The following is a 19,997-nucleotide window of genomic DNA, read 5'->3' as shown; positions in this document are numbered from 1 at the left end:
GGATCATTGGCAAGATGATCGCGGGTGGCACTGGGCGCGTGCTTCACACCCACAGAAACAGTTAAAGAAGATTCTCTGTTAGATAAGTTAGCGGTCGGATTCCGCGTTTCAGGCCAAAGCGGTAGCTGCGGTTCGTGCGCCTGATCTGCCGATAGTGCTGCGCCTGATGTGCCGATACCCCGTGCGCCTGATCTGCCGATGGCATTAACAGGGTTATCAACAGTGCCTGTTGATGAGCTTTCGGGGCGGATGCGCAGCAGTTCGCGGCCGTCTTCCCGCTCGATCTGGAGCAGGTAGCCGGGAAGTTGCTGGCGGGCCGCGATCCGGCGCAGGTCGAGCGCGAAGTCGGACGGCCGGGCGAGGCTGCCGGATTTCTGGTGGAGGTGCGCGACCTCGAAAACCCAGCCGTGGCGCTGGTGCCCGGCGTGCTTTCGGGCGACGCGGTAAAGCCATCGCTCGATGCCGCCAGTCAGGCGGAAATAGGCCGGGTCGATGGTCAGGACCAGCGAACGGTCGATGACGCTGTTGTAGAACCATTCGGGCAGGACGAACTCCATGCCCTCGACGCGGCCGGCGCGCGTCGTCATTTCCTCCCACTCGTTGATCCATGAGAATTGCCGGCGACGCCAATGCGGGCCGTTGCGGATGGTGGTGGCGATGACGGTCGATTGCAGCCGTGCGAGCGCGGCTTTCAGAAGCCGGTATTGATGATTGCCGGTCGGCCGCCCGATGGCGCGCAACAGATGGTAAGGCGTAAACCGGACAAAGCGCGAAGTGGTGAGGCCGTTGTTCTCGGCCGCAACGATCTGCGAGGCCGCCCATATCAGCACATCGGCGTCCCATATGGTCGCCATGCCGTGCTCGGGCATCCCGAACACCTGCACCTCTATGTCGGCGGCCTTGTAAAGAATCGGCTTGGTGCGCGGGGTCTTCGCCAGCGAGAAGAACGGCCGTTCCATCAAGTCGCGCTGGTCGCGCGGCGGCGCGTCGCCGGTTGCGACCACGAAGGGGTCTAGGCGGCTGCGCTCGCTGTCCTCGGTCGGCTGTGCGGGGTCGTGGTCGTCCTCGCGCAGCATCTAGCAGTCGCCCCGTTCTTCGGGCGTAAGCGGACGCGCGGGAAAGACGGTGCCGGCGGTCTTGTCGCGGGTGGATTTGCGCTCGCCCGCCGCGCTCCAGTCTTCCAGATCGCGGACGGTGTAGAGGACGCGACCGCCGACTTTGCGATAGGTCGGCCCGGTGCCATAGGTGCGATGCTTCTCAAGGGTGCGGATGGATATGCCGAGGAAGCGCGCGGCTTCCTTGGTGCGCAACAGGCGCGGCGGCAGGCCCGCAAGTGGGTTGGGCATGGATCACCTCCAGTCGGGATTGGGCTGCCGAGGGCGGCAGCGGACTGTGGCGAAACATGGCGAGAGACCGGCGGCGCGTAGCGTGCCGCATTTGCGTCTATGCGCTGGCGGCACCCCCTCAAGGGGCGGTGCGCGGCCAATAGATGAGGGATTTCAGCATCCCGTGCCGCGATGCGCCGAAAAGGCAAAGACATTCGCGCGCAGCTCGGCTAAGATTGTGGGTGGAGCAGACGCGCTGCTCTGGGGCGTAGTAACCCCTGACTAGCGGTTGGTGTCGGCCGTGACGGCACCACGATCCTCGAACCTATGGTCGGGGAGCCTATGGCGTATGTCCAAGGCTACCCGCCCAAAGGTCATAGGGCCGTCTAGTCACGGTTACTAACTCCCCGATCACCAGGTAGAGGGGCCATTTGCGGGGGCGCACCGCAAGCAAGGCTCTCTCCAGATGAAGGGGATGGCGATGCGGGTTCCCGTCGAACTCGATCCCGATGTGGACGATGAAGCGCCGACCGGCGACACCATAACCGTCTATGACGAACGGCATTTCGTGACCTATCTGCGCTTACTGGATGCGAAGGCAGAAGGTGCGGACTGGATGGAAGTCGCGCGGATCGTGCTGCACCGCGATCCGGTTGCCGAGGAACTTCGGACCTATCGTTGCTGGCAAAGCCATCTCGAACGCGCGCAATGGCTTTCGCATGAGGGCTATAGGAAGATTCTGGAACAGGCGGCAGCTAACAAGGCGTGAGCATCGGCGGTTTTCAGTTTGCTTTGTGTCGCAAGTTTCGGGACTCTGAACAGGTCAGCTCATACGTTACCTCGCCGTGCTCAGTGCCAGGTATAGGGTCGGGAAAATCCAAGAAATCCGTCCGCGTGTGTTTCATGCCAATCTTCTCCATTACACGGCGCGACCCTTGGTTGACCGCCATTGTATTGGCCACAATTTTATCATACCCGGCGACCTCGAAGCCCCAACTGATGAGAGCCGACGCGCCTTCAGATGCCAGCCCCTGACCCCAAGCTTCCCGGCGTAGTCGATATCCAATTTCAGCTACCGTCTTCACTTTCGGCAACAAGCAGAACCAGCCGACGAACTCGTCATCCACATTGCGTCGCGCCGTCCAGACGTTCGGCTCGGTCCCTCTTGGCATGAGAAACGGCGCGGTCGCCGGATCGGCCCTGTCATGATCAACCGCGCCATTGTTGAGAAACCGCATCACTTCTGGGTCAAGCTCTAGCTGGATGAAGTCGATGCGATCCACCGGGGTGCAAGGACTGAGCGTCAAACGCGCCGTCTTTAGTAAAGCCATAGCAAATGTTCTCAAAAGAAATTTCGAGTTGGTCGGTGCGAAATCGTGGATTGCCCAACAATTTTAGTCAGTCGTACGTCGGCTTTGTATTATGTTAGCTTTCTAACCAATCTCTACCGAAGTTGTCGCGTAAATTCACTTCTCGGAAGGCCGATTTTCCAGCCTTTTTCGTGTCGCACGTCATTGTTGCAGTTGGCAGAAAATTTGCGACATACAACAAGATGGTGCTCGGAATGATCAACGCTTGTTGGGCCTGATTGGATAGTGGAGCAACAGGCGATAGCCGCCGAGCATCATTTTAATACCGTGAGCGACTAGGCGGCGGGCCTTGTTTTTGCGCGGGTCATTCTCGAAATCCTCCTTGCTGCCGCGAAAGCCGAGAAGGACTTCGGCGATCGTGCGATAGCTTTCGCCGTGCAACCGCGCGTCGAGCGCGCGCAGGGACAGGATATGCCATTGCCGGAGCTGGGCGGGAACGGCCCGGAAGTCGGGGCCGGGTGCGCGACCATTGAGGGATCGCCAGAAACGGCGGGCGGCGTGAGCGCGAAGCTCCAGAAAATTATCCATCGGTAGCGTGGCGGCGAAGGCACCCGAGTCCGACACCGCCTCGGGCAGCCAGAATTGATGTGAGACACCATCCACCTGCCAGATGCCGTGCCAGCCATCGGCAGCACGGCGCATGTCGAGGTCGGAGAGATGGGCCAGCGTCAATATTGGTTCGGTGTCGCCACCCTTATGCTCGACCGGCGAGAGCATCACCGCTTGAGGATGAAGGCTCGGGCTCCAGATTGGCGGCAGCCGATCATGCGGCGCGTCGGGATCGCATGGGAAATCGCAAACCCCAGCGATCCGCAAACGCTTCAAGGTCACGGCCGGATGGTTCCCCGGTCAGTGCGATAGTCTGGAACTCATGACGATAATCGTCATTCCGGCGCAAATATTCCCAAGCGAAACCGGCGGCCGGAATATGCTTCGCGTGCCTGTATGCCGCCGGCGAACGCCAGTCGATGCTTAGCATGGCGTCACCTCCCAAAGCTGGGGCGCGCAAGGCAGCCCAGCCCTTAGAGGTTCAAAGATCGCTAGAAATATAGAAGCCGCTTAAAGCAGATACCTTGAGCGGCTAACACGATCATTCGTGGTTATTGTCTGCTTAACAATATTTTGATGATTCTGCGAGACGCCCGCCCGCAAAAGTGCGGGCAAGGCGCTCCAGCGTTCACTGGCTGGAAAACACATGCACCTCGCCATGTGCGGTTTTGACTGTGAAAAACTCGCCGTTCATTTCAGCGTCACGGGCCATTGCTTTCCAATCAATGTAGTAGCATAGCGCCTCGGGGGTCGTGATGCCGCTTTCAGCGGTCAAGTCCTCCATGAAGTCGGCAAGGCTGGCGAACTGGCCGTGATAGCAGTCCTGCAAGGCGGCTTCGGCTTGGTCAATATCATCGTCGCACTGGTCCAGCAGGCCAGCGCCTAGCCCGCCATGCTCGGCGATGAAAGCGCCCATGCGCGCCACGGTGTCGATGCCGGCATATTCCTTGATGGTGACGCCCTCGAAACCGTCATAGTCGTGGATGGCATACTCCTCCGCGTGCTCGATGGGGGACCGTGCGAGCATGGCCGCAATCTCGTCCCTGATTTCGTCCGCGTCCTGATCTGCGTCGATCCAAGCTCCATGCAGATACCCGCTATTGTAGGCGGCAAGGCAGGCGACATAGATGCGGGGATTGCTGTCGGAAAGGTTGGTCATGTCTCTGATCCTCGGGTTTGGGGTTCAGAGCAGCGAAGCGCCGCTCCTGAACCCTTGCCCGGCGGCGAGCCACGGGTAGCAAGGCGCAGGAAAAGTCTCTGGCACCGTGGAATAAATGGAGGGGACCCGCTTGCGGGGAGCGGGCCGTTTATGCCGCGAAAGGCCGGAGAGTTTTCTTGCGCCGCGCGAGGGCGACGCCCTTAGCAATCTTCTTCCTAACGATCAGGTGAGACGCGGCGGCAGCCGCGCCGGCCCGGAGGCGAACGCGCTTCCACATTGCGCTGTAGAGAGCCGGAGGGTCGTTAGTGATATAAAGCGCCTAATCGCATTATGAATGGCGTGGACAAGCCGGGCAAATCATGTCACCTATGTTACATAAAGCACAAAGGCCCGTCACATGACCAAAGGCGATTCCGGCCGCGTCGTTATCGAGATCGAGCCAGACCTGAAGCGGCGACTCTACAGCACGTTGGCAATGGACAGTTCGACTCTCAAGCGCTGGTTCATTCAGTGTGCGGAGAGCTACGTTAAGGACAGGGCCGCCGGGAAAACGGACGTTAAGAATCAGAAGGCGGAGCCTCGGCAATGAATTTCAAAGAGTTTCAGACCGAGCAAAAATTACGCGGCGGCTACTACACCCCCGCCGACCTTGCAACCTTCCTTGTCCGGTGGGTGCGCCACAACGACCCCACCGACATTCTAGAACCGAGTTGCGGCGACGGCGTTTTTTTCAAGCCAATAGCGGACCTGATTCCGACCGCCCATGTGACCGGCTTCGAGATCGACCCGGCCGAGGCGAAGAAGGCTAGCAAGGCCGCCCGTCAAGCGGGCTTGCGCGAGGTAGGAATCCGTAGCGACGATTTTCTAGGTTGGGCTGGCGAAGCCCTTGAGGGCAAGCGGGAGCAGTTCGACGCCGTTCTTGGCAATCCGCCCTTCATTCGCTATCAGTATTTGCCGCCGCTTTTTCAAGGTCGCGCCGAAACCATCTTTTCTGCCCTTGGTTGTAAATTCACGAAGCACACAAACGCATGGGTGCCGTTCATTCTGGCGTCCTTCGCCCTGCTGCGGCCGGGCGGACGGCTTGCAATGGTGGTCCCGGCCGAGATCATCCACGTTACACATGCGCAATCGCTGCGCTCATATCTTGGCGCGAACGCCAGCCGCCTAGTCGTCATCGACCCAGAAGAATTGTGGTTTGAAGGCACCCTTCAGGGCGCGGTCCTGCTCATGGTCGAGAAGAAGGCGCACCCGGACGAACACGCCGAAGGGCTTGGCATGTACCCCGTGAAGGGCCGGAACTTCCTGAAGCTGGACCCCGAGGACGTTTTCAGAGCGCCGCAGTCTATCAACGGGAAGACCGTCGCCGGGAAATGGACGCGGGCGCTATTGTCGCCGTCCACCCGTTCGCTGCTGGACGGCCTGATAGACAGCGGCGAGGTTCGCCGCTTCGATGACGTGGCAGAGGTTGACGTTGGAATCGTCACCGGGGCCAACAAGTTCTTTCTGGTCGAGGATGAAACAGTAGAGCAATTTGGCTTGCAGCAATGGGCGCACCCGATGTTCGGCCGCAGCGAGCATTGCCCCGGCGTCGTCTATGACGAGCGCCAGCACCGGGCAAATGCGACCAAGGGTAAGCCGACCAACTTCATATGGTTTCAGGACCGGGGCGTTGAGAAAAGCCGCACCGGCAAGCGCTACATCGAGCAGGGCGAAAAAGAGAGCCTGCATACCCGTTACAAGTGCCGCATCCGGTCCCCGTGGTATTCTGTGCCGTCAGTCTATGCGACTGAAATCGGAATGCTGAAGCGGTCCCACGATACGCCCCGGCTAATTCTCAACCGGCTACGCGCCTACACCACGGACACGGCTTACCGCGTCAGCCTCAAGGAAGGCACGGCCGAGCAATTCGTTTATGGCTTCCTCAATGCGCTGACGGCCCTTAGCGCGGAGCTTGAGGGCCGCCACTACGGCGGCGGCGTCCTCGAATTGGTGCCGTCCGAGATTGAAAAGCTGCTAGTCCCTCCGCCGCTGAAGGTTCGGCCGAAGGTTGCCGAGCTTGACAAGGCCGTGCGGACAATGCCGATGGACGCTGTTCTTGAGCAGCAGACGCGGCGCACCCTTGGCGGCCTTGGCCTGTCGGCGGCCGATCAATCGGAATTGCTGAACGGATGGAAGCGGCTGCGCGACCGGCGGCACCGCGTGTCCGCCGATGCTGAAGCTGATTAGTCGATTTCCAGCACGAACGAGTCCGGGTCCGTTTCGTCCCGGTAAAGATACATCGTGCGGTCTAGCAGATCCTCGCGGGCTACGAGGGGCCGCGCTTCGCCCCAATGCAGTTGGGTCATGCTGTTGCTTTGCTCATAGGCGGCCGTGTCCGTCCGCGTGTTGTGCGAAAGCCGCAGCGTGAACACCCCATAATCAACGTCGCGGATGATTAGGCGGAACTGCGCTTCAGCGCGTTCCATGTGTTCCTTGCCGGGCGCTGTGTCGTGGTGCCAATCCAGCCCGCTAAAGACCTCGTCCCGGAAATAATGGCGCTGGTCGATATCGTCCATTGCGCCCTTGGTGAACAGCATCGAGCCGGTGGGGTTCGTGTTCTCACCAGTCGGAATCGTCAGGTATCGCCGCGTCAGGGGGCGGCTTTCCCATACAAGGGCGAGTTGGTCCCGCACAGGCGCGGCCGGTACTGAAGCAACGACCGGGGCAGCGGCCGGTGCCGCTGGCGCAGCAGCAGGAGCCGCAGCCGCTGGCGGCATAGCTGGGCGTTTAACGGGCTGTGTTTTTAGCTTCATTTTCGGGATAGTGTCGAGATCACGATTGCCGGACGAGCCGCCCGGCGTCGGGGCTGCCACTATACTTTCATCGACCACGCGCCCGGCTTCCAGCAGTGCTGCCACTGCCGCTGCGTCCGCGATGCTGAAAACATGTTCCGGATAGTCGGCCCGCATTCCAGCGATTTTCGCCAGAATGTCGGCCACAAAATCCGCGTCGTCCTTCATGCCGAGATCAAGCGTCATGGTAACACTTGCCTCGATATTAGAGTTAAGGCCGCCAATCGTCAGGTTAGCGCTGCCCAGCACGAGCCGTGCGGTCGTGGCATTCCTAGCAAAGTAGATTTTTGGGTGAAAGATCACGTTGCGCGAGCCGGTATCAACTGCAAGCACCGTACAGCCAAACTCGAGCGCGGCGAGAAGTCCTTGTGCTGAGGTTATCCCGTTGCGGATGCCCGCAATGATAGTTGTCACGGCTGCGGCAGGTTCAAGAGCCTCGCGGATTTGCTGGAGGCCACCCCGATTCATAAACGCCGTGCTGAAGATAATCTCATCGGGCTCATCAATCGAAAGCACATACCGCACGGCGGCAAGGTGATTTTCGGGAGTAATTCCCTGAAAGAGTAACCTGCTTCCCATCTCGCCCCCACCGATTCGCTTTCTATAGACGATACCGGCGGTTGGTCGCCGAGTCATCGCGACCGGTGCCTAAAAGCGCCCCCTAACCGCTCATCAAAGGAATCGTAATCATAGGCTAGAGACCGGCGCGGCTGGCGAGCAGGGCTTATCAGGTTGCTGGTGCGTAGCCCGTTGTGGATGGCGATAATCAGAAAAGTTAACGCTGGAGCAACACCGCCGTCTCATACAGAAATTTCGTGCCCTCGGGGGAAGTAAGAAGTAACATTCGTATCTGGGGGGAGATTTAGATGGCTGACAGGGGAGCACATTACCACTGCTGCGACTTTCAGGTTCATTCGCCGCGCGATCTGCAATGGAATGGCGGGAACCATGTGACGGAAGCGGAGCGCATGGCTTACGCGGCTAGGCTGGTCGAAGCGTGTCGGGAGAAGGGCTTGAACGCGATAGCCGTCACCGATCATCACGATATGGCTTTCGTTCCGTTCGTGAAGCGCGCCGCGCTCGCCGAAACCGATGCCAACGGCGCGCTATTACCTGAGGATATCGACAACCTCTCGCGCAACCAAGACATCGCGGTCGGACTGCAAGTGATCTTGAAGCCACGGGCCCGTCCCACCCCGACATGGACCTCGATGCCCGAACGGACGTTAGATTTCGAGTTCTAGGCGTTCTGCGATGAAGGTTGGATCCCAGCCGGGATTGAAAGTGTCGACGTGGGTGAATCCGAGCCGCTCGTATAGGCCACGCAGGTTCGGGTGGCAGTCGAGCCGCAGCTTGGCGCACCCCTGCGTTCGCGCGGCATGGCGGCAAGCCTCGATCAGCGCGGAGCTGACACCCCGGCCCGCATGTGTCCGTCGCACCGCGAGCTTGTGCAGATATGCGGCCTCCCCCTTGAGGGCGTCGGGCCAGAACTCGGGATCCTCGGCCGACAAGGTGCAACAGCCGACGATGCCGTCGCTGCAACTCGCGACTAGGAGCTCGGATCTCAGGACGAAGGTCTCCGCGAATGTCCGGTCGATCCGCGCGACGTCCCAGGCGGGCGTTCCCTTGGCGGACATCCACGCCGCAGCGTCGTGCATCAGCCGCACAACCTCGTCGATATCACCCGAGCAGGCGACCCGAACGTTCGGAGGCTCCTCGCTGTCCATTCGCTCCCCTGGCGCGGTATGAACCGCCGCCTCATAGTGCAGTTTGATCCTGACGAGCCCAGCATGTCTGCGCCCACCTTCGCGGAACCTGACCAGGGTCCGCTAGCGGGCGGCCGGAAGGTGAATGCTAGGCATGATCTAACCCTCGGTCTCTGGCGTCGCGACTGCGAAATTTCGCGAGGGTTTCCGAGAAGGTGATTGCGCTTCGCAGATCTCCAGGCGCGTGGGTGCGGACGTAGTCAGCGCCATTGCCGATCGCGTGAAGTTCCGCCGCAAGGCTCGCTGGACCCAGATCCTTTACAGGAAGGCCAACGGTGGCGCCCAAGAAGGATTTCCGCGACACCGAGACCAATAGCGGAAGCCCCAACGCCGACTTCAGCTTTTGAAGGTTCGACAGCACGTGCAGCGATGTTTCCGGTGCGGGGCTCAAGAAAAATCCCATCCCCGGATCGAGGATGAGCCGGTCGGCAGCGACCCCGCTCCGTCGCAAGGCGGAAACCCGCGCCTCGAAGAACCGCACAATCTCGTCGAGCGCGTCTTCGGGTCGAAGGTGACCGGTGCGGGTGGCGATGCCATCCCGCTGCGCTGAGTGCATAACCACCAGCCTGCAGTCCGCCTCAGCAATATCGGGATAGAGCGCAGGGTCAGGAAATCCTTGGATATCGTTCAGGTAGCCCACGCCGCGCTTGAGCGCATAGCGCTGGGTTTCCGGTTGGAAGCTGTCGATTGAAACACGGTGCATCTGATCGGACAGGGCGTCTAAGAGCGGCGCAATACGTCTGATCTCATCGGCCGGCGATACAGGCCTCGCGTCCGGATGGCTGGCGGCCGGTCCGACATCCACGACGTCTGATCCGACTCGCAGCATTTCGATCGCCGCGGTGACAGCGCCGGCGGGGTCTAGCCGCCGGCTCTCATCGAAGAAGGAGTCCTCGGTGAGATTCAGAATGCCGAACACCGTCACCATGGCGTCGGCCTCCGCAGCGACTTCCACGATGGGGATCGGGCGAGCAAAAAGGCAGCAATTATGAGCCCCATACCTACAAAGCCCCACGCATCAAGCTTTTGCCCATGAAGCAACCAGGCAATGGCTGTAATTATGACGACGCCGAGTCCCGACCAGACTGCATAAGCAACACCGACAGGGATGGATTTCAGAACCAGAGAAAGAAAATAAAATGCGATGCCATAACCGATTATGACAACGGCGGAAGGGGCAAGCTTAGTAAAGCCCTCGCTAGATTTTAATGCGGATGTTGCGATTACTTCGCCAACTATTGCGATAACAAGAAAAAGCCAGCCTTTCATGATATATCTCCCAATTTGTGTAGGGCTTATTATGCACGCTTAAAAATAATAAAAGCAGACTTGACCTGATAGTTTGGCTGTGAGCAATTATGTGCTTAGTGCATCTAACGCTTGAGTTAAGCCGCGCCGCGAAGCGGCGTCGGCTTGAACGAATTGTTAGACATTATTTGCCGACTACCTTGGTGATCTCGCCTTTCACGTAGTGAACAAATTCTTCCAACTGATCTGCGCGCGAGGCCAAGCGATCTTCTTCTTGTCCAAGATAAGCCTGTCTAGCTTCAAGTATGACGGGCTGATACTGGGCCGGCAGGCGCTCCATTGCCCAGTCGGCAGCGACATCCTTCGGCGCGATTTTGCCGGTTACTGCGCTGTACCAAATGCGGGACAACGTAAGCACTACATTTCGCTCATCGCCAGCCCAGTCGGGCGGCGAGTTCCATAGCGTTAAGGTTTCATTTAGCGCCTCAAATAGATCCTGTTCAGGAACCGGATCAAAGAGTTCCTCCGCCGCTGGACCTACCAAGGCAACGCTATGTTCTCTTGCTTTTGTCAGCAAGATAGCCAGATCAATGTCGATCGTGGCTGGCTCGAAGATACCTGCAAGAATGTCATTGCGCTGCCATTCTCCAAATTGCAGTTCGCGCTTAGCTGGATAACGCCATGGAATGATGTCGTCGTGCACAACAATGGTGACTTCTACAGCGCGGAGAATCTCGCTCTCTCCAGGGGAAGCCGAAGTTTCCAAAAGGTCGTTGATCAAAGCTCGCCGCGTTGTTTCATCAAGCCTTACGGTCACCGTAACCAGCAAATCAATATCACTGTGTGGCTTCAGGCCGCCATCCACTGCGGAGCCGTACAAATGTACGGCCAGCAACGTCGGTTCGAGATGGCGCTCGATGACGCCAACTACCTCTGATAGTTGAGTCGATACTTCGGCGATCACCGCTTCCCTCATGATGTTTAACTTTGTTTTAGGGCGACTGCCCTGCTGCGTAACATCGTTGCTGCTCCATAACATCAAACATCGACCCACGGCGTAACGCGCTTGCTGCTTGGATGCCCGAGGCATAGACTGTACAAAAAAACAGTCATAACAAGCCATGAAAACCGCCACTGCGCCGTTACCACCGCTGCGTTCGGTCAAGGTTCTGGACCAGTTGCGTGAGCGCATACGCTACTTGCATTACAGCTTACGAACCGAACAGGCTTATGTCCACTGGGTTCGTGCCTTCATCCGTTTCCACGGTGTGCGTCACCCGGCAACCTTGGGCAGCAGCGAAGTCGAGGCATTTCTGTCCTGGCTGGCGAACGAGCGCAAGGTTTCGGTCTCCACGCATCGTCAGGCATTGGCGGCCTTGCTGTTCTTCTACGGCAAGGTGCTGTGCACGGATCTGCCCTGGCTTCAGGAGATCGGAAGACCTCGGCCGTCGCGGCGCTTGCCGGTGGTGCTGACCCCGGATGAAGTGGTTCGCATCCTCGGTTTTCTGGAAGGCGAGCATCGTTTGTTCGCCCAGCTTCTGTATGGAACGGGCATGCGGATCAGTGAGGGTTTGCAACTGCGGGTCAAGGATCTGGATTTCGATCACGGCACGATCATCGTGCGGGAGGGCAAGGGCTCCAAGGATCGGGCCTTGATGTTACCCGAGAGCTTGGCACCCAGCCTGCGCGAGCAGCTGTCGCGTGCACGGGCATGGTGGCTGAAGGACCAGGCCGAGGGCCGCAGCGGCGTTGCGCTTCCCGACGCCCTTGAGCGGAAGTATCCGCGCGCCGGGCATTCCTGGCCGTGGTTCTGGGTTTTTGCGCAGCACACGCATTCGACCGATCCACGGAGCGGTGTCGTGCGTCGCCATCACATGTATGACCAGACCTTTCAGCGCGCCTTCAAACGTGCCGTAGAACAAGCAGGCATCACGAAGCCCGCCACACCGCACACCCTCCGCCACTCGTTCGCGACGGCCTTGCTCCGCAGCGGTTACGACATTCGAACCGTGCAGGATCTGCTCGGCCATTCCGACGTCTCTACGACGATGATTTACACGCATGTGCTGAAAGTTGGCGGTGCCGGAGTGCGCTCACCGCTTGATGCGCTGCCGCCCCTCACTAGTGAGAGGTAGGGCAGCGCAAGTCAATCCTGGCGGATTCACTACCCCTGCGCGAAGGCCATCGGTGCCGCATCGAACGGCCGGTTGCGGAAAGTCCTCCCTGCGTCCGCTGATGGCCGGCAGCAGCCCGTCGTTGCCTGATGGATCCAACCCCTCCGCTGCTATAGTGCAGTCGGCTTCTGACGTTCAGTGCAGCCGTCTTCTGAAAACGACATTTGAACCGGGAACCTTCCCTTTTTGGCTAGGCGTGAAACAATGGTCATTTTCCCTATACCCAAAATGACCAGGAGGCCCGCATGAAAGTCGCACGCATCTACCTGCGCGTGAGCACGGAGGAACAAGACCTAAGCGCCTCTCTGTTTTCCCCGGCATCGAATTGACACTCGCCGTGCCCTGTCAGGCCATCCTCATTTTGGATGCTGATTTCGAGGAAAACCGGTTCCCAGCCGTGCTAACGGCGCTCGCCATAAATCCCGCGCCTGACGACGATGCAAAGACCGCGCAGACCGAGCGTCTAGAAAACATCCAGTCACTCAGGATCTTGAAGGAGAAACTCGACGAGCATACGTGGCTGCGCGACCGCTACATCGTTTTTCCGAATGTTACCGGCGAAGGGAAGTTTTCGCTTCTTCGCAACGGTATGATGGCCAAATACAAGGAAATGCCTTTTGTTGGCGGTTACGTCGACGGAAGTATCAATGACCTCAAGGCGGGGCCTATGAGCATCCTTGCGGGCAAGGACAAGGCTTGGGGCAACAAGCGCATCGCCTGCATACAGACTTCTGACAATCGCCGCGAAGACCATGACGATCTTGGCAAGCATGCATCTTGGATCAAATGGGCGAAGCCGACGGCGGAGGCTCTGCGGCAGGCGTGTCTCGCGCAAGAGTCACGTATTTCGCACGACGAACCTAAGCTGCCGTCCGTAATCATTTCGGGGATCAGCGTAAGCAATAGTCAGTTTCTCGGCCCCATCGACCTTGCATTCAATCCGCAATATAACGCCCTCATCGGCGGGCGGGGGACGGGAAAATCCACTATTCTCGAATATCTCCGTTGGGCGCTATGCGATCAGCCACCGGCAACGGACGACCCGGACGCGCCTAATTATCAGTCGCGCCGCAGCCGGCTCATCGAAAACACGCTCAAGCCGTTGGGCGCGACGGTCGATGTGACTTTCATTGTCAACGACGTGATCCATGTCGTTCGGCGCGATAGCAAGGACGGAAGCCTGCTCATCAAGGTAGGCCCCGACGAGATGCGAGTCTGCAACGAGGCGGAAGTGCGCGCGCTCCTGCCTGTGCAGGCGTATAGCCAGAAGCAACTGAGCGACGTGAGCGTGCGCACCGACGAGCTTGCCCGCTTCATCACCGCGCCCATACGCATGGAGCTTGCACAACTGGACCGCCGTATTTCGGAAAAAGCGGAACGTATCAGGCAGACTTATGCCAATCGCCGCCGGCAACAGGCGCTTGCGGCCGATATCGCACGCCGCACGCTGGAAGCGCGTTCGCTGCAAGAGCAAGCGGACGCCATCCGCAATTCCCTGACCGGCTTGTCGGATGAAGACCGTGCCCTTCTCAATCAGGGGAAGTCCTACGACGCCGCCGAGGAAGCCGTTGACGGCTGGCAGAACGACCTTCGGTCGGTTGCCAATAGTCTGTCCGACTTGTCTGCGGAAATTGCGGCCAGCCTTGAGCAGGCGGCTCCGCCGCCCGAGGTCCCGGACGGCGACCTCTTGAAGAATGCGCACGGCGAATACACTCAGTTGATGACGCAGGCGAGCCAAGTGATTGACACCCTGCTTGCGCAGCTGCGCAAGCCTGCCGAGGCAGGCCCCGGCACGCCGTGGGCAGATTGGCAGCAGAAATTGCAGGCTTTCAGGGAAGCATATGAGGCAGCCGTCAAGCGTTCATCCGCGCACCGTGAACGTATGGAACAATTGCAGACCATTGAAGGTCGGCTGTCCGCCTTCCAGAAAGAGACAGCACGCCTCGGCGACGAGCAAAAATCGTTAAAGACAGCAGGCGACGTCTATGCCGCCGAACGACAAGGCTGGCATGAGCTCAAAGCCGAGCGCGACAGGCTTTTCGATGTTCAATGTCAGAAACTGACCGAGAGCGCGAGCGGCGCTATCCGCGCTCACGTCAAACGCTACGCCGATGCTAACGAATTTGTGGAACGACTCCGTGAATCTCTTTCCGGCTCCAATGTGCGGCGAGAGCGCGTCGAGGCGCTTGGTGAGGCCATCATCACGGCCGAAAACCCGCAAGAACGCTGGTCGCGCATTCTCGATGATCTTGAAATGCTTGCTGCGTTCGAATCTGACCAAGAGGGCAGTGATCGCCGTCCGGAAACACCAGCATTGTCGGCAGCAGGACTCACTGCTGGTGATCTTGACCGGATTGCACGGAAGCTATCAGCAGATGACTGGCTGGCACTATCGCTTATCGATATCAAGAGCGAGCCATTCTTTGAGTACCGCGCTCGCGAAAGCGACTATATTCCGTTCAAGAACGCGTCGGCGGGGCAGCAGGCGACGGCACTCTTAAAGACATTGCTCAATCAGCCAGGGCCGCCTCTGCTCATCGACCAGCCCGAAGAAGACCTAGACAATCCAGTTATGCAGGAAATCGTCGAGCAAATTTGGAGTGCGAAGCAGAAGCGCCAAATCATCTTCGTCAGCCACAACGCCAATCTTGTCGTCAACGGCGATGCCGAACTGGTCGCATGGTGCGACTACAGAAAGGCCGGCGACCAATCCGGCGGCAAGATCGCAGGCGAAGGTGCCATCGACGTGCCCGAGGTTCGTGAGGCTATCAAACGCATTATGGAAGGCGGCGAGGCCGCCTTCAACCTCCGACGAGAAAAGTATGGCTTTTAACAAATAATGACCTGCTAGCGGACAGCTTGAAGTCAGCGGGTCAAGGGCGGAAGCGTTGTAGGGTCGCTTGCCTAGGAATTCGCTACAGGCTTTCCTAGGCTTCTAATGGCGATCAAGTGTCATTTTGTAGGGCTATAGCGTAGATGCAGTTCTCTGTTCGTCGGCTTTCATCGAGCACTTTACCGAGTCGATACCAAACTGCACCAGTTGCTGTCTCCAGCGATAGATGGGGAAATGTCGAGCTTCATCGCCAGCGCGAAAAGCTCAATGATTTCAAGATCGAACTTTTCTGACGGTAGGCTTGACGGTATCTCGATATGCAAAAAAATATTTTTGCATTATTTTCAATGCGCTAAGTCGTCTCAAAATAATGGAGTGGGAATGATTTGAGGCCGTCCGGACGTCGCCGGAAGCAGGGTGTGGAATATTTTCCTGCGGCTTGATGGGCGCTGCGACGCCGCATCTCCCGGCGAGAGCGGGGGGAACGGGTGCGGTTCTACAGCGATGAATAGGGCCGCCAATCCATCTTTTTGCCTCATTCGAGGATATCGATCTCCAGACCGGAGCCGGCCGGGGGCGTCGACGCCATGAACCCGAACGACGCTCCTGAGGATGAAGGACGATTTTCCCGACAAGGGTTGCATGCCGGAGGAACGCGGCGCTACAAGGATCGACATCTCTGAAAGACCGCTTTCGGTATCAGGCAGAGCGCCGCAGGTTCGGCTTTTCTTGCGGTCCGATGTCCATCCGCATCTCCACTGCCGGCTGAAACAGGTCTCACAGTCTTTTTAGAAGGACACCATGAGCGACAACGGCCCCAACGGTGGACAGATCGCGTGGAAGCGACTGAAAGAACTCATGCAGGTCACCCGGACCGTCTCCGACGTCTATGTCCGCGTCGATCTGCTGGGCGGCCACTACATGCGCGTGTCGTCGGAGGATTTCCTCGAGGCCATCAAGGACATGCGGGCCGCCTCCCAAACCCATCCCCATCCCGTCCAGTTCAGGTTCACGGTCGATTCGGGGATCGTCTGGGTGCATGAATCACTCGAGCCCAAGGCCGTCCGCGACCGGAACAAGCAGGCATCGCCCGAAAAGGTCGTTCCGCCTCCGCCGGCTGGCTATCTTCGCAGTCACCGGACGAGCGGCGCATTGCAGTTTTCCGTCAGCCCCCTGACGGAAGCGGAGAAAGCGGCCGGATGGATCGAAAGACCCTTCTGGACGGCGCCGCCAATGGGTGCGGAAAGACAGTCCGAAAAAGCTGCACCGGACAGGGAAAAACCGCGCCCCGCGCGCCCCTCTGTCCCGGATCCGACCGACCGATCTCACGTGAAATGACCGCTTGCCAGGCCCGGGGTTGCAGCAAGGCAAAAGATGCGACGTGTCCGGTCTCCATTGTCCGTATCTCCACGGCCGGGCTTGGCAATCGCGGCACGCTGAAGTGCGGAAATCGGAGTGGATGGCGGGCCGAAGCCGATGAAACGGAGAACTACGTTCACGCTATAGCCCCAAAATTAGGATGCGAGCGAACGGCTACAATGGGGTGGGAAGAGGAATGGCGGCTTTTAGACGGCTACGCCGGAGAATTTGCCAATAACCTGTTCAATGAGCTTCGACGGCAACGCGCCTTCATCCCGGCCATTCGAGCCTATTCCTACAATTTCCCGAAAGTGGAAACCGGGTTAAACGTTGGAGCGTCGGTGGATTCGGTGCGGTTCAATTAAGAACTGCGAGACGGCATCGCAATAGAGATATCGTCTTGGGCAAGCTAGAAGGATCAGACCTGCTCCTCCCAGCCCACTTCGTAAAGGCGTAGCGCGTCCCCCTTGAGCTTGTTAGTGAGGTCTGTGATTAACGTTCCCGCCCTTGCGTCATCATAGGCCGAAACCTCCTTCGCCTGGTCCATGACGCTTTCGAAGACGCCGGGAGAAAGACGAGCCGACAACCGAACGCCTAATACACTCGGGAAGATTTTCTCGAAGCTGTCTCGGACTTCCTTTAATTCTGGTGCGAAGCTAATGTTGCTGAGCAAGAACTCTGGCCTCATCATGAAATGCGCACCGCCGCGAGCTGCAGAAGCCAGCGCTCCGGCTCGTCGAACCTTGCCATCCTGAGTCAACCACCAAGTCTGGAAACCCCACTGATTTCCAGGGCTATTCTCCTTGGTCTCAACGCGTCTTCGAAATACACGGAGGATATGCAGCGCGTCATTGTACGCCAGCAACCTTCCTTCGACTTTCACGTTGCCGCTGGCCCTCTTTGTTTCGTAGATCCTTTCGGTAAGAATTTCGAGTTCAGATTGATCAATGCCTGCAAGCATCTCATCGGTGGTCTCATAGGTCATTTTGAAGCGCCGGGTGAAGTATCCGGCCAGTTGGGATCTGGCTCTTAAGCTTCTGACATCTCCAAAATTCGCGAACTGGGCGATATAAGATCGCCAAGACTCCGGCGGCGCAATACCTTCCGCAGGGCTAAGCTTTGAGTATAGGTACGCTCGGATCAGTATCCTATCTATGTAGCCTATCAACTCAAACGGAATTTTATGCTCAACAGCGGCGTAGTGATTTTCAAACTCAAGTATCTGTGCTCGAAGGTGGGTCTCAACCTCTTCGATAACTTTCTCGGTCAGGATAAGTTCGGATCCGGCGGCCCTTAATATATCTAAAAGGCTCGACGTTGTGCGATCTTCCTGCGGTAGATATTGCTCCGAAATTGCTCGAATAATAAAATCGGTGCCGATATATAGTCTAAATGTTTTTGCGATCGTTCTAAAGTACTCGACAATCCTTGGCTCGTTTTTCAAGGTGAGCAACAAGATATATGTCCTGCTAAGCTTGGATAGGTATTTTCGCTCTGCGTCGCTGGCCTTGTAGAACGTCCCTCGCAAGATCATTAAGCAGTAGCGCCGGATTCTGCCTTTATCGAGCGCGGTGCAGGCGAGGCGATCAACCTCGCTCGAGACTATCTGCGATACATCCGTGTAGAGTTCGTCATCCCCGTCCCCATCAGTTACGAAGCGCGCCATTTGCAAGCCTTGGCGCTCGAACACCCGCTCCAAACTAGAATGACAAGTTGCCACGACCGCATCAGTAATAGCGTCGACGTCCTCCTCAGCTATGGACTTCAATCGCTCGGTCAGAACTGCGGAGACCTCAGACTTCAACAGATCGTCGTCAGCGTTTTCTACCGCGACGATCATACGTGTTTCATAAGGGAGGCAAAATTTGTCATCACGACGGTACCACCGAATTTGGCGCCCGCCTGGGGCTTCTTTGGATACCATCCGACCCAGTCGGTCGTCGAGAACGCCTCGAATGAATTGCCGCGCTGCGGGCAATGTCTCTTCGATCCGAGCTAATATTTCCGCGCGGCTCATGAAGATTCTTTTGTCTGGGTCAGTGTCGCCAAGCGCCCATAAGATCAGGCTGTCTGCAATCGACTCCAGCAGGCCGCTCTTGTCCCGTCTATTATCAACCTCCTGGCGTAGGAATACCGCAAGAGTACGATCTACGTAATCTTCTGTCCTTTCGCCAACATCAGCCGTGCCCGGTTTGTAGAGGTACTCAATTGCCGGCTCCAAATATGCTTTGAACGCCGCTTGAATAGATGGCGATGCATTGATGTTTATCTCGATGAACGCGGCATCTCGGATTCGGATTTTGCAACTGAGCTCGTCAGAGAGAAGCTTTTCTTCTTTATCGATATCGGAAATGACCTGAGAAGAAAGGTAAGTAAGCACCTTTGGCGCTCGGCCATATTCTCGTAGCCTCTTCACTGTTCTCCTAACTTTTGACCTCGCGGTGGCCTCCTTCGATATTTGAAGGAAACTTGATGTCTCCTCCTCGAAGAAAACCTCTGGCTCAAGTTCCACACTTGCAGAATCGAATCCTTCCGCTCCCCCATCGTGCATTCCACCTAGTGGGACGAACTCTCTGTCTTGCAGGGCTCCGTAGAACGTCTGGCCGAATTTTTCGAAAGCCCAAGTATCAACTTCTGGAAGCGCTCGCAGAACCAACCGCGGATCGATTAACGTCATCAGATTCTCTTGAAACAGCAGGGCCAAGGGGTCGGCGGAAGACGATCACATTATTCGTAATTTCCAATTATATCAATTATGACCTTTGAGATGCAATCGCTTAGGTTGCGTCCAGTCGCGGCTCTGGGTGGAGTGGCAACGCGCTTGACTGCCCACACATGACCGCAGCGCACCGCTAAGACGAATAGCCCCAAGTTTCGTATATATCCTTGGGCTATTCAGGTGGGCTGCCGCCCATCTAAGCCAGTCTCCCAAAGCGGCCCGCACTTATCATATAGAGGCAACGCTATTAACGCGCCACCCATCGACTTCAGAGCAGGTCATCGGTTGGTCACATGTCTATTTTCATCTTGCATCGCTCTCAAAGCCGCCGTTCCCCTTCCAATCCTAGCTCTGCCGTTCTAGAAAAATTAACGAACGGCAGGTTTCAGGCGTACGAAGAAAGCACTCGAACGACCGTAATAAGGTCGGAAGCTGTCCCGCGCTGCTCCCAAAATATCGCGCTGTAGCGTAGAGTCGGCGGTTTGCTATCTCATCCGGTGGAATGCGGTGATCGGCGGCAGTATCGCATTATAGAAGGCAATCGGCGGGGTATGGCGGACAGAGAGGGATTCGAACCCTCGATAGAGTTTCCCCTATACACGCGTTCCAGGCGTGCGCCTTCAACCACTCGGCCACCTGTCCGTCCGCTCGCCGCCGGAGGTCA

At 57.8% G+C, this 19,997-nt stretch carries 16 protein-coding genes, 1 tRNA gene and 2 pseudogenes; 6 read left to right on the top strand and 13 right to left on the bottom strand.

Features of this window, described 5'->3' with window-relative positions; genetic code table 11:
- Both KYK29_RS17580 and KYK29_RS17575 read right to left on the bottom strand, forming a co-directional pair.
- On the bottom strand, positions 1-1,076 hold a 1,076-nt coding region (locus KYK29_RS17580; protein ID WP_254692186.1), incomplete at its 3' end, for a replication initiator protein A.
- Positions 1,077-1,346, bottom strand: coding sequence for a helix-turn-helix transcriptional regulator (locus tag KYK29_RS17575; RefSeq protein ID WP_018426335.1), 270 nt, complete (start codon positions 1,344-1,346; stop codon positions 1,077-1,079). It abuts the gene before it with no gap.
- Positions 1,347-1,806: 460 nt separating this feature from the next.
- On the opposite strand from KYK29_RS17575, the gene KYK29_RS17570 reads away from it, so the two are divergent.
- Positions 1,807-2,094, top strand: a complete 288-nt coding sequence (locus KYK29_RS17570) for a DNA -binding domain-containing protein (RefSeq protein WP_145396674.1) — start codon at positions 1,807-1,809, stop codon at positions 2,092-2,094.
- 13 nt (positions 2,095-2,107) lie between these two features.
- On the opposite strand, the gene KYK29_RS17565 is transcribed toward KYK29_RS17570, so the two are convergent.
- The 4 genes from KYK29_RS17565 to KYK29_RS17550 form a co-directional block, all read right to left on the bottom strand.
- Positions 2,108-2,656, bottom strand: a complete 549-nt coding sequence (locus KYK29_RS17565) for a GNAT family N-acetyltransferase (RefSeq protein ID WP_145396302.1) — start codon at positions 2,654-2,656, stop codon at positions 2,108-2,110.
- Between the two features lie 237 nt (positions 2,657-2,893).
- Positions 2,894-3,526 carry a DUF2285 domain-containing protein gene (locus KYK29_RS17560; protein WP_226948974.1) on the bottom strand — a complete coding sequence of 211 codons (633 nt, stop codon included), beginning with the start codon at positions 3,524-3,526 and terminating at the stop codon, positions 2,894-2,896.
- On the bottom strand, positions 3,459-3,674 hold the full coding sequence (locus KYK29_RS17555) for a transcriptional regulator domain-containing protein (protein WP_254692185.1): 216 nt from the start codon (positions 3,672-3,674) through the stop codon (positions 3,459-3,461). Before KYK29_RS17555 ends, KYK29_RS17560 begins: the two co-directional genes overlap by 68 nt.
- Before the next feature lie 198 nt (positions 3,675-3,872).
- Entirely contained in the window at positions 3,873-4,403 is a 531-nt protein-coding gene (locus KYK29_RS17550) for an antirestriction protein ArdA (RefSeq protein WP_254692184.1), read from the bottom strand.
- Positions 4,404-4,988: 585 nt separating this feature from the next.
- On the opposite strand from KYK29_RS17550, the gene KYK29_RS17545 reads away from it, so the two are divergent.
- The gene (locus KYK29_RS17545) at positions 4,989-6,629 is read left to right on the top strand and encodes an Eco57I restriction-modification methylase domain-containing protein (RefSeq protein WP_208632944.1); all 1,641 of its coding nucleotides are present in this window, start codon (positions 4,989-4,991) and stop codon (positions 6,627-6,629) included.
- Here KYK29_RS17545 and KYK29_RS17540 read toward each other — a convergent pair.
- Positions 6,626-7,813, bottom strand: coding sequence for a phospholipase D family protein (locus KYK29_RS17540; RefSeq protein ID WP_254692183.1), 1,188 nt, complete (start codon positions 7,811-7,813; stop codon positions 6,626-6,628). The two genes, KYK29_RS17545 and KYK29_RS17540, sit on opposite strands and share 4 nt — an antisense overlap.
- A 287-nt stretch (positions 7,814-8,100) precedes the next feature.
- Between KYK29_RS17540 and KYK29_RS22645 the strand changes: the two are divergent.
- Positions 8,101-8,337 (top strand): annotated as a pseudogene (locus KYK29_RS22645) (hypothetical protein); the annotation flags it as partial.
- A gap of 123 nt (positions 8,338-8,460) precedes the next feature.
- Here the strand turns inward: KYK29_RS22645 and KYK29_RS17530 are convergent.
- The 4 genes from KYK29_RS17530 to aadA1 form a co-directional block, all read right to left on the bottom strand.
- Positions 8,461-8,961, bottom strand: coding sequence for a GNAT family N-acetyltransferase (locus KYK29_RS17530; RefSeq protein ID WP_000376623.1), 501 nt, complete (start codon positions 8,959-8,961; stop codon positions 8,461-8,463).
- 127 nt (positions 8,962-9,088) lie between these two features.
- Positions 9,089-9,928: a sulfonamide-resistant dihydropteroate synthase Sul1 gene (gene sul1, locus KYK29_RS17525; protein WP_000259031.1), complete on the bottom strand. Its 840-nt coding sequence runs from the start codon at positions 9,926-9,928 to the stop codon at positions 9,089-9,091.
- Positions 9,922-10,269 (bottom strand): quaternary ammonium compound efflux SMR transporter QacE delta 1, encoded by a 348-nt coding sequence (locus KYK29_RS17520; protein ID WP_000679427.1) that lies wholly within the window; start codon positions 10,267-10,269, stop codon positions 9,922-9,924. The genes sul1 and KYK29_RS17520 overlap by 7 nt, the downstream gene beginning before the upstream one ends.
- A gap of 163 nt (positions 10,270-10,432) precedes the next feature.
- Positions 10,433-11,224, bottom strand: coding sequence for an ANT(3'')-Ia family aminoglycoside nucleotidyltransferase AadA1 (gene aadA1 / locus KYK29_RS17515; RefSeq protein ID WP_001206316.1), 792 nt, complete (start codon positions 11,222-11,224; stop codon positions 10,433-10,435).
- 145 nt (positions 11,225-11,369) lie between these two features.
- Between aadA1 and intI1 the strand changes: the two genes are divergently transcribed.
- The 3 genes and pseudogenes from intI1 (at position 11,370) to KYK29_RS17500 (ending at position 16,593) form a co-directional block, all read left to right on the top strand.
- The gene (intI1, locus tag KYK29_RS17510) at positions 11,370-12,383 is read left to right on the top strand and encodes a class 1 integron integrase IntI1 (RefSeq protein WP_000845048.1); all 1,014 of its coding nucleotides are present in this window, start codon (positions 11,370-11,372) and stop codon (positions 12,381-12,383) included.
- Between the two features lie 337 nt (positions 12,384-12,720).
- Positions 12,721-15,255 (top strand): annotated as a pseudogene (locus KYK29_RS17505) (TrlF family AAA-like ATPase); the annotation flags it as partial.
- A gap of 801 nt (positions 15,256-16,056) precedes the next feature.
- Positions 16,057-16,593, top strand: a complete 537-nt coding sequence (locus KYK29_RS17500; protein WP_254692180.1) for a hypothetical protein — start codon at positions 16,057-16,059, stop codon at positions 16,591-16,593.
- A gap of 439 nt (positions 16,594-17,032) precedes the next feature.
- Here KYK29_RS17500 and KYK29_RS17495 read toward each other — a convergent pair whose 3' ends face one another.
- Positions 17,033-19,291 carry a hypothetical protein gene (locus tag KYK29_RS17495; protein ID WP_254692179.1) on the bottom strand — a complete coding sequence of 753 codons (2,259 nt, stop codon included), beginning with the start codon at positions 19,289-19,291 and terminating at the stop codon, positions 17,033-17,035.
- Between the two features lie 594 nt (positions 19,292-19,885).
- Positions 19,886-19,975: transfer RNA gene (locus tag KYK29_RS17490), tRNA-Ser, on the bottom strand.
- Positions 19,976-19,997 lie beyond the last annotated feature (22 nt).

Origin of the sequence: Shinella daejeonensis, from assembly GCF_024281235.1 — a bacterium.
Taxonomy (GTDB): domain Bacteria; phylum Pseudomonadota; class Alphaproteobacteria; order Rhizobiales; family Rhizobiaceae; genus Shinella; species Shinella daejeonensis.
Note: the sequence above shows the minus strand (reverse complement) of the source record. Positions and strands in the feature narration are given on the sequence as shown.

Coding starts and splice junctions, on each gene's coding strand:
- KYK29_RS17500 (WP_254692180.1), top strand. CDS start 16,057: ATGAGCGACAACGGCCCCAACGGTGGACAGATCGCGTGGAAGCGACTG.
- KYK29_RS17575 (WP_018426335.1), bottom strand. CDS start 1,346: ATGCCCAACCCACTTGCGGGCCTGCCGCCGCGCCTGTTGCGCACCAAG.
- KYK29_RS17495 (WP_254692179.1), bottom strand. CDS start 19,291: ATGACGTTAATCGATCCGCGGTTGGTTCTGCGAGCGCTTCCAGAAGTT.
- KYK29_RS17565 (WP_145396302.1), bottom strand. CDS start 2,656: ATGGCTTTACTAAAGACGGCGCGTTTGACGCTCAGTCCTTGCACCCCG.
- KYK29_RS17545 (WP_208632944.1), top strand. CDS start 4,989: ATGAATTTCAAAGAGTTTCAGACCGAGCAAAAATTACGCGGCGGCTAC.
- sul1 (WP_000259031.1), bottom strand. CDS start 9,928: ATGGTGACGGTGTTCGGCATTCTGAATCTCACCGAGGACTCCTTCTTC.
- KYK29_RS17555 (WP_254692185.1), bottom strand. CDS start 3,674: ATGCTAAGCATCGACTGGCGTTCGCCGGCGGCATACAGGCACGCGAAG.
- KYK29_RS17520 (WP_000679427.1), bottom strand. CDS start 10,269: ATGAAAGGCTGGCTTTTTCTTGTTATCGCAATAGTTGGCGAAGTAATC.
- KYK29_RS17550 (WP_254692184.1), bottom strand. CDS start 4,403: ATGACCAACCTTTCCGACAGCAATCCCCGCATCTATGTCGCCTGCCTT.
- intI1 (WP_000845048.1), top strand. CDS start 11,370: ATGAAAACCGCCACTGCGCCGTTACCACCGCTGCGTTCGGTCAAGGTT.
- aadA1 (WP_001206316.1), bottom strand. CDS start 11,224: ATGAGGGAAGCGGTGATCGCCGAAGTATCGACTCAACTATCAGAGGTA.
- KYK29_RS17530 (WP_000376623.1), bottom strand. CDS start 8,961: ATGGACAGCGAGGAGCCTCCGAACGTTCGGGTCGCCTGCTCGGGTGAT.
- KYK29_RS17570 (WP_145396674.1), top strand. CDS start 1,807: ATGCGGGTTCCCGTCGAACTCGATCCCGATGTGGACGATGAAGCGCCG.
- KYK29_RS17540 (WP_254692183.1), bottom strand. CDS start 7,813: ATGGGAAGCAGGTTACTCTTTCAGGGAATTACTCCCGAAAATCACCTT.